Source organism: Tianweitania sp., assembly GCF_032053605.1.
In the GTDB taxonomy this organism is placed as follows: domain Bacteria; phylum Pseudomonadota; class Alphaproteobacteria; order Rhizobiales; family Rhizobiaceae; genus Tianweitania.
Genome location: NZ_DAMBUH010000081.1, coordinates 14835 through 16063, shown reverse-complemented (window position 1 = coordinate 16063; position 1229 = coordinate 14835). Strand labels below are relative to the sequence as shown.

Here is a 1229-nt window from a genome sequence, read left to right as displayed (position 1 = left end):
GTTATAACCGTAGATGCCGGCCTCGTCCTCCAGCACCGGCATCAGGCCCTGTTCGGCATTCTGCTTTTCCACCAGGTCCTCGCCTTCGGAACCCGTAACCTGACGCGACATGAAGATCTTGAGGCCGGTCGACAGCGAGTTGAACTCCATGGCGTATTCCGGACCGAGCAGTTCGAGCTGAATACGCAAACCGGCGCCGACATAGGCCCAGGAGGTCGAAGCTTCCACCATCAATTCGTTGCCGTCCTCGTCCTCGAAGGTCAGCGTGCCCCTGGCGAAATCCTCGGACGGGCGGTTGCGGTAGTCGACGCCGAAGCGCTCGCGCAGCTGGTCGGCATAATGAGGTCGCGTCCATTTGAGGTTGGCGACCTGGCCGTTGGCGCTTTTCAACGTCAGCGTGGAGCGCGGTGCGCCGGGGGCCGTCAGCAGATGGCGGCCGACTTCGACGGAATGGCACATCATATCAGACAAAACGCCGCCGCCCTGTTTGTCGCCCTGCCAGAACCAAGGCTCGTGCGGGCCGGAATGTTCTTCCGCCGCACGCGCCAGATAAGGACGGCCGGTGGCCGAGGCAGCACGGCGCCAGATGATCTCCTTGCCGCGCAGAACGGGCGTGCAGAAGACCTGGTTTTCGAGATAGCCGTGATTGAGCCCGGCCTCCTCGGCCAGCCGCAGCATTTCGCGCGCTTCCCTCACTGTGCGGGCCAGCGGCTTCTCGCAGGCGACGGCAAAGACTTTCGAGCGGCCAGCGGTGACTTCGGCATGAAGCACGCGCATCACATCGAGGCGGGTGTAGTTCGGCGACAGGATCCAGATCGCATCGACATCATCGGCCTGGAACAGAGATTCCAGGCTGTCATGGGCGCGACAAGTGCCCAGGCCGAGTTCGTCGATCGCCTTGACCATACGCTCACGATTGTCCGCGCTGCGGCTGTAAACGCCGGTGACGTCGACATTGCGCACGCCGACCATCGCCTTGAGGTGGAAATGCGCGATGAAGCCCGTGCCGACGAAACCGACACGCAAACGGGGCTTCGGCAGGTCGGTCATGATCAGGCGCTCCTCAACTGAACCAGCGGGCGGGGTGCGGCGGTGGAGCCGCGGATTTGCAGGGTGGTCGGCAGGATAAACGGGGCCTTGGGAGCACCCTTGCCATCCAGAATGTCGAGCAGCACGGTCATGGCGGCGCGGCCGACTTCGGCGCGGGGCTGGCTGATCGTGGTGAGCGG

The 1229-nt window shown here is 63.7% G+C and carries 2 protein-coding genes; both read right to left on the bottom strand.

Going from position 1 to position 1229, the window contains the following annotated elements; all coding sequences use genetic code 11:
* The coding region (locus RTX98_RS15675; protein WP_312797774.1) for a Gfo/Idh/MocA family oxidoreductase at positions 1-1050 on the bottom strand (1050 nt) is incomplete at its 3' end.
* A 2-nt stretch (positions 1051-1052) separates the two neighbouring features.
* Positions 1053-1229: substrate-binding domain-containing protein (locus tag RTX98_RS15670; protein WP_312797776.1), on the bottom strand; the 177-nt coding region annotated here is incomplete at its 5' end.